Source organism: Nocardia sp. NRRL WC-3656, assembly GCF_000720265.1.
In the GTDB taxonomy this organism is placed as follows: Bacteria; Actinomycetota; Actinomycetes; order Mycobacteriales; family Mycobacteriaceae; genus Nocardia; species Nocardia nova.
On the sequence record NZ_JOJF01000063.1, the window covers coordinates 1 to 7,408 of the forward strand.

Genomic DNA, 7,408 nt, shown 5'->3' on the forward strand with positions numbered 1-7,408 from the left:
ATGTCTTGTGGGCCTTGCTGCGCGACGGCCGCGAATTCAGTGCCATCCGCCCGACATCGGTGGCAGCTGCGGCTTGACACAGTCATTGAGAGTCCTTCGCGCCCAGCGCGACCGTCGTGATGGCGAGTGCCGCCGCCGAGGATCGGGCCATGGCCTCGGGAACGAACAACACCGTGCGCGAAGTGGGCGTCGCGATCGGTGTGGCGATTCTGGCCTCGATCTTCGCCTCGCACGGGTCGTATGCGAGTCCACAGGGATTCGTCGACGGGCTGGTCCCGGCCGTGTGGACCGGCGCGGTGATCGTGGCGGCCGGGGCGGTGATCGTCCTGCTGCGGTTGCCCCGGCACCTCGTCGCGATCGAGGCGCCGGCGAGCGCGCGGGAATCGGACCGCGCGCTGTGACCGTATCGGCCGACGCATGACATCGGGCCCGGCGCGTCGTCGGTGAGCACTGGGTCGGGTCCGCATCGATCGGCGAGGCCGGGCCGGACGCCGCGAAATGCGTACCCCATATATCGCCTCGCAGGACGGCCTGCCCAGGCGCGTCGCCCGGATCTCGGGCGACGCGCCTTTCCCTGTCGCCGCCTCCGATGGACCGATTGCCGGTGTTCGGGCCGATGCCGCGGAACGTCCGAACGCCGGAAATATCCGTGTGAGGCGGCCTGCCGACATCGCCTACGATTCGACCAGCGACAATAGTTGGCATCGCATAGTCGTGTATCGCATGTGCCGATGCCCGATGTGCGTATGCAGGCAACCGCACGGACCCGACCAGCCCAGGGGAGAGACGAACCATCGTGGCCGACGAGAAGGATGCAGCCGAGCAGTCAGCGACGCCGGCGGAGGCGCTCAGCGAAGAGGCTCTCTCCGCTGCTGCCGCCGCCGCGGAGAAGGCGTTCGCGGCCGCGGCCGACCTGGATGCGCTCGCCACCGCCAAGACCGAGCATATGGGCGGCAAATCGCCGATCGCCCTGGCTCAGCGGGCGATGGGCGGGCTGCCCAAGCAGGACAAGGCCGACGCCGGTAAGCGCGTGAACGTGGCCCGCGGCCGCGTCTCGGACGCCTTCGAGGCCCGCCGCGCCCAACTGCTCGCCGAACGCGACGCCGCCGTCCTGGTCGCCGAGGCGATCGACGTGACGTTGCCGGCTCGGCGCGGTGCGATCGGCGCGCGTCATCCCATCACGGTGATCTCCGAGCAGATCGAGGACGTCTTCGTCGGCATGGGCTGGGAGGTCGCCGAAGGACCCGAGGTCGAGACCGAGCACTTCAACTTCGATGCGCTGAACTTCCTGCCCGACCACCCGGCCCGCACCATGCAGGACACCTTCCATGTAGCGCCGGAAGGGTCCAGACAGGTCCTGCGCACCCACACCTCCCCGGTCCAGGTGCGCTCGATGCTCTCGCGCGAACTGCCGATCTACGTGGTCTGCCCGGGCCGGACCTTCCGCACCGACGAACTCGACGCCACCCACACCCCGGTCTTCTCCCAGGTCGAGGGTCTGGCCGTGGACAAGGGCCTGACCATGGCGCATCTGCGCGGCACCCTGGACGCGTTCGCGCGGGCGCTGTTCGGTCCCGAGACGCGAACTCGCATGCGGCCCAACTACTTCCCGTTCACCGAGCCCTCCGCCGAGGTCGATGTGTGGTTCCCGGACAAGAAGGGCGGCGCCGGCTGGGTCGAATGGGGCGGCTGCGGCATGGTCAACCCGAAGGTGCTGATCGCCAGCGGTATCGATCCCGAGGTCTACAGCGGATTCGCCTTCGGTATGGGACTCGAACGCACCCTGCAGTTCCGCAACGGCATTCCGGATATGCGCGACATCGTCGAGGGCGATGTGCGCTTCACGCTGCCGTTCGGCATCCGCGCCTGAACCCGGCCCCCAATCCACCACCCGAGAACCTTCATACGAGGAAGCGAAACGTCACGTGCGAGTAGCGCAGTCCTGGCTGACGGAAACCCTGCAGCGGACCACCCCCGGCTGGTCGCTGACCCCCGAGGAGCTCGACGCCGGTTTCGTCCGCGTGGGCCTCGAGGTCGAGGAACTCGACACCCTCGCGCCGGTCACCGGCGATATCGAGCACCCGCTGGTGGTCGGCCGGGTCGCCGAGATCACCGAGCTGACCGAGTTCAAGAAGCCGATCCGCTTCTGCAAGGTCGATATCGGCAAGCCGGAACTGCAGGAGATCGTCTGCGGCGCGCGCAATTTCGCGGTCGGTGACCTCGTCGTGGTGGTGCTGCCGGGCGGCGTGCTGCCGGGCGGATTCGCCATCAGCTCGCGCAAGACCTACGGCCACGTCTCCAACGGCATGATCTGCTCGGTCGCCGAACTCGGTATCGGCAAGGACCATTCGGGCATTCTGGTACTGGAGCCGGGCACCGCCGAACCGGGCGCCGACGCCAACGAACTGCTCGGCCTCGACGACACGGTGATCGAACTCAACATCACCCCGGACCGTGGCTACTGCTTCTCGGTGCGTGGCCTGGCGCGCGAACTCGCCTGCGGCTTCGATCTCGACTACGCCGATCCCGCGGTGCGCACGCTGCCCGACGACGAGGCCGACGCGTATTCGGTGACCGTCGAACCGGAATCCGGCTGCACCCGCTTCGCGGTGCGCAAGGTCACCGGCGTCGACCCGAACGCGGTGAGCCCGTGGTGGTTGCAGCGCCGGCTGCTGCTGGCGGGCGTGCGGCCGATCTCGCCCGCGGTGGATGTCACCAACTACGTCATGCTCGAACTGGGCCAGCCGCTGCACGCCTTCGATGCGGCGAAAGTGACCGGGCCGCTGGTGATCCGGCGCGCGCACACCGGTGAGACGTTGCGCACGCTCGACGAGGTCGAGCGCGTGCTGGACGCCGAAGATGTCGTCATCACCGACGATTCGGGTGTGATCTCGCTGGCCGGCATCATGGGTGGCGCGAGCACCGAGGTCGGCGACGCCACCACCGACATCCTGCTGGAGGCGGCGACCTGGAATCCGCTGGCGGTCTACCGCACCGCGCGCCGGCACAAGCTGGTGTCGGAGGCGGGTAAACGCTACGAGCGCGTCGTCGATCCCGAGATCAACGTCGCCGCGCTGGACCGCGCCGCCACGCTGCTGGCCGAAATCGCCGGTGGCACAGTGGAACCCGCGCTGACCGACGTGCGGCTCCCGGTGCCTGCCGTCGAACCGATCCGGATGGATATCGATCTGGCCGACCGCACCGCGGGCGTGGTCTATCCCACCGGCACCTCGGCGCGCCGGCTCGCGCAGATCGGCTGCGCGGTCGAGGTGAGCGTCAGCGAGACCGGCCACGGTCAGCTGGTGGTGACCCCGCCGAGCTGGCGGCCCGACCTCGTCCAGCCCGCCGATCTGGTGGAGGAGGTGCTGCGGCTCGAGGGCCTGGAGCAGATTCCGTCGGTGCTGCCGACCGCCCCGGCCGGGCGCGGCCTCACCGCCGTGCAGCGCCGTCGCCGCGCCGTCAGCCGTGCGCTCGCCTTCTCCGGATGTGTGGAGGTACCCGCGCCGATCTTCATGACCGCCGGGGTCTTCGACACCTGGGGTCTGGACGCCGACGATCCGCGCCGCGACACGATGCGCGTGCTGAATCCGCTCGACGTGGAGAAGGCGGAACTCGCGACGACCCTGTTGCCCGCGCTGCTCGAGGTCGCCGCCCGCAATATCTCGCGGGGTGAGCGCGATCTGTCGATCTACGGCATCGCCCAGGTCGTCCTGCCCGGTCCGAACACCCGCGGGGTGACCGAACTGCCGGTCGACCGCCGGCCCACCGACGAGCAGATTCGCGAGCTGATCGAGTCGCTGCCCGCCCAGCCGGTGCACGTCGCCGCGGTTCTGACCGGCCGGCGTGAACCGCGTGGCCCCTGGGGTCCCGGCCGGGTCGCCGAGGCGGCCGACGCCTTCGCCCTCGCCGACGCCGTCGCCGATGCCGCCGGAGTCACCATCGAGCGCCGCGCCGCCGCCTACCTGCCGTTCCATCCGGGCCGCTGCGCGGAGCTGCTCGTCGACGGCACGGTCGTGGGCCATGCCGGTGAACTGCATCCGGCCGTGCTGGAGCGCAGCGGTCTGCCGCCGCGCACCTGTGCGCTGGAACTGGATCTGGATGCGCTGCCGCTGCGCGAATCCCGTCCCGCCCCCGTGGTTTCCGCCTTCCCGGCGGTTCTGCAGGACGTGTCGGTGAGTGTCGAGAAGACGGTGGGCGCGGCCCAGGTCGAATCGGCGCTGCGCACCGGTGCGGGCGAGTTGCTCGAGGACATCGCGCTGTTCGACGTCTACGAGGGCGCCCAGGCGGGCGAGGGCCGCAAATCCCTCACCTATGCCCTGCGCTTCCGCGCGAGCGACCGCACCCTCACCGAGGACGAGGCGAGCGCGGCCCGTGATTCCGCGGTCGCGGCGGCGGCCGATGCGGTCGGAGCCGTCCTGCGCGGGTGAGAGGGGGTAAGAAGGGGCTATGCGACATCCGGCCGAGGGCGTGCTCAACGCGCTGACGTTCCATCCCGAACGTCGGATCACGATGACGCCCGAGCAGTTCGGCTTCGACCACGAGGACCTCTGGCTCACCGCGGCCGACGGAGCCCGGATCAATGCCTGGTTCGTGCGCGCCGAGAAGCCGATCGCTCACGTGCTCTACGCCCACGGCAACGGCGGCAATATCGGTGATCGCTCGCCGATCCTGGCATTGCTGGCCGCGGCCGGCTTGAACGTGCTGACCTTCGACTATCGCGGTTACGGTCGCAGTCCGGGCCGGCCGAGCGAACGCGGGCTGTATCTGGACGCCCGCGCCGCCCGCCGGGCGCTGCTGGAACAGTCCGGCGTGGAACCGAAACGCGTTGTCTATCTCGGTAAATCGCTCGGCGGCGCGGTGGTCACCGAACTGGCGACCGAACATCCGCCCGCCGCGATGATCCTGATGTCCACCTTCACCGGCCTGCGCGACGCGGCCCGCGCGGTCTACCCCTTCATTCCGAAAGCCTTGGTGCCGAACGCGTTTCCGACGCTGCAGCGACTCCGCACCCTGCGCGTGCCGACGTTCGTCATGCACGGCGACGCCGACGAACTGCTCCCGGTCGAGATGGGCCGGACGCTGCACGCGGCGGCGGCCGACCCCAAGCGGCTGCTGATCTACCCCAACGCCGGTCACAACACCCTGGTCTCGATTCCCGGGTGGTCGGGAACCGTATCGGCGTGGGTTCGCGACGTTCTCGCGGGCGTGGAGTCGGTGACCGGCGAGTGAAACCGGCCGGACCGCGGTCGCGATGCGTAGCCTGGGTGCATGTCCGAAACCGGTGATATGGCGGCCCTGCTCGCCGCGATGCAGGATGAGGATCTGCTCGAGGTCGTGGTCACCGCGACCACGGGCCGGCCGGGTCTGGAGAAGTTGCATCTGACCGCGGCCGAACTGGCGGCCCGCCCCACTCATGCCGAACCGGAGGTCGATGTGAGTTCGGATACCCCCGGTGCGGCCGCCGCCGTGCCGCCGCCGATCTCGGGTGGATTCGGGCAGGTCGCGGTGGGCTCCGGCGTGCCGCTGCCGCCGGAGGGCTTCGGGGTGCCCGGCGGATACTCCGAATCCGGAGTCCCTACTTTCGAGTCAGTTCGCGATAAGGTCGAGCAGCGCTACGGCACCGCCCAGGGGTTGGGCGAACTCGACCGGCAGACACCGGCGGGCCGCAGCGCCGACGAACAATGGCAGGCGCGGGAGAAAGCCGCGCGGGAACGCCTGGACGAGATCCGGAAGTCGCTGCGCGACGACGTGTGATTCCGGCTGGTCCGGCGATCCGGACAGCTGAAGGGGAACCGATGACCGCAGCACAGGACATCGCCGCGAAACTGCTCGACGCGCAAGTGGACTACCTGCTCGCGGAGGTGACGGGAGATCGGTTCGCCGAGGTCGTCGCCCGCGATGTGGACGATGTGCTGGCGGTCGCCGACACCATTGTCTTCCGCGATGTGGTGTCCGTCGACGAGGCGCGGCAGACGGTGCGCACCGTGGTGAATCGCATCGGCGGCAGCCCGGTGCTGCAGGATTCGGTGGCCGTGTTCGCCGACGCCATCTACGACAACATCGCCGAGAACAACGACTACACCCTCGGCGACGTCGTGGACCGCGAACCCGTGGAAGCGTTGCTGGAGAAGATCTTCGGCATGCACCAGGCCCAGGAGCGCCTGCTGGAGCGGCTTACCGAAAGCCCCCTGGTCGCGACGGCGGCGTCCAAATTCGTCGACAAGCTGATCGACGATTTCATGGAGTCGAACCGGCAGATGGCCAGCAAGGTTCCGGGCGTCGGATCGCTGGTGTCGTTCGGCACCAACGCGGCCAAGTCCGCCCGCAAGGCCGCCGAGAAGGCCAGCAGCGGCACCTTCATCGGCGATATGGCCGGTAAGGGCGCGATGTTCGCCCTCAAGCGCACCAACAACGCGATCCGGGAGATGCTGCGCGACGCACCGGTGCACGGCGCGGCGATGGAGTTCTGGGATCTGCACGCCGGTGAGCCGGTCAGCGGCCTGCGCGATTACCTGACCCAGGCCGACCTGCGCGAACTCGCCCTGCTGGTACACCGCATCGTCGTCACCACCCGCGACAAGGAGTACGTTGGTGTGCTCCTCGACGAGTGCGTCGACGTGTTCTTCACCAAATACGGCGACCACACCCTCGGCGCGCTGCTGCCCGAACTGGGCCTGTCCGCCGACGACATCCGCACCGAGATCCTGCGCTACGGTCCCGCGGTGGTCGAGGCGGCGAAGCGAAACGGCGTGCTGGCCAAGCTGATTCGCGAACGCCTCGAACCCTTCTACACCTCGGAGCCGGTGCTGGCGATCCTGGCCGAGGCCACACAGTAGACGGGCACGCACGAACCGCGGCGACGGCCCGGCTCGGGGGCGGCCACCCCTGAGCCGGGCCGGGCTCGCTGATCAGCCGTCGATATCGGCGAACATGCCGGGCTCGTACGAGCCGCCCTGCTGGCGCACGATCACGCCGAGCCGGTTGGCCGCGTTGATCTGAGCGACCAGGCCGACCAGTGCGGCGATCTGGTCGTCGTCGTAATGCTTGCGCACCTGCGCCCAGGTCTCGTCCGAAACTCCCTGATGGGCGTCGGCGAGCCGGGTGCCCTCCTCGGCCAGCGCCAGCGCGGCCCGCTCGGCCTCGCTGAACACCGACGCCTCGCGCCACGCGGCGACCAGGTTGATGCGCACCGCGGGCTCTCCGGCGGCCGCGAGGTCCTTGCTGTGCACGTCGGTGCACCAGCCGCAGCCGTTGATCTGGCTGACGCGCAGCATCATCAGGTCCTGGGTGGCCTTGGGCAGCGTCGACTGGAGGAATCTCAATGAGGTTGTCAAGTCCTACTGGTGATTTCCGGGTTTGCTGATGGGGTCAGGTTGCGGGGGCGGGCTGGTAGGTCTTGTGGTCGCGG

General features: G+C 69.1%; 7 protein-coding genes. 6 read left to right on the top strand and 1 reads right to left on the bottom strand.

Features of this window, described 5'->3' with window-relative positions; genetic code table 11:
- Positions 1-149 precede the first annotated feature (149 nt).
- The 6 genes from IG65_RS0133555 (at position 150) to IG65_RS0133580 (ending at position 6,836) form a co-directional block, all read left to right on the top strand.
- The gene (locus tag IG65_RS0133555) at positions 150-401 is read left to right on the top strand and encodes a hypothetical protein (RefSeq protein WP_231509617.1); all 252 of its coding nucleotides are present in this window, start codon (positions 150-152) and stop codon (positions 399-401) included.
- A 395-nt stretch (positions 402-796) separates the two neighbouring features.
- A complete protein-coding gene (pheS, locus tag IG65_RS0133560) occupies positions 797-1,870 on the top strand; it encodes a phenylalanine--tRNA ligase subunit alpha (protein WP_030518955.1) in 1,074 nt (357 codons plus the stop codon).
- A 55-nt stretch (positions 1,871-1,925) separates the two neighbouring features.
- A complete protein-coding gene (gene pheT, locus IG65_RS0133565; RefSeq protein WP_030518956.1) occupies positions 1,926-4,427 on the top strand; it encodes a phenylalanine--tRNA ligase subunit beta in 2,502 nt (833 codons plus the stop codon).
- Positions 4,428-4,446: 19 nt separating this feature from the next.
- A complete protein-coding gene (locus IG65_RS0133570; RefSeq protein WP_030518957.1) occupies positions 4,447-5,229 on the top strand; it encodes an alpha/beta hydrolase in 783 nt (260 codons plus the stop codon).
- A 39-nt stretch (positions 5,230-5,268) separates the two neighbouring features.
- Positions 5,269-5,754, top strand: coding sequence for a hypothetical protein (locus tag IG65_RS0133575; protein ID WP_030518958.1), 486 nt, complete (start codon positions 5,269-5,271; stop codon positions 5,752-5,754).
- A gap of 41 nt (positions 5,755-5,795) precedes the next feature.
- Positions 5,796-6,836, top strand: coding sequence for a hypothetical protein (locus tag IG65_RS0133580; RefSeq protein ID WP_030518959.1), 1,041 nt, complete (start codon positions 5,796-5,798; stop codon positions 6,834-6,836).
- A gap of 72 nt (positions 6,837-6,908) precedes the next feature.
- On the opposite strand, the gene IG65_RS0133585 is transcribed toward IG65_RS0133580, so the two are convergent.
- Positions 6,909-7,334, bottom strand: coding sequence for a carboxymuconolactone decarboxylase family protein (locus tag IG65_RS0133585; protein WP_051757314.1), 426 nt, complete (start codon positions 7,332-7,334; stop codon positions 6,909-6,911).
- Positions 7,335-7,408 lie beyond the last annotated feature (74 nt).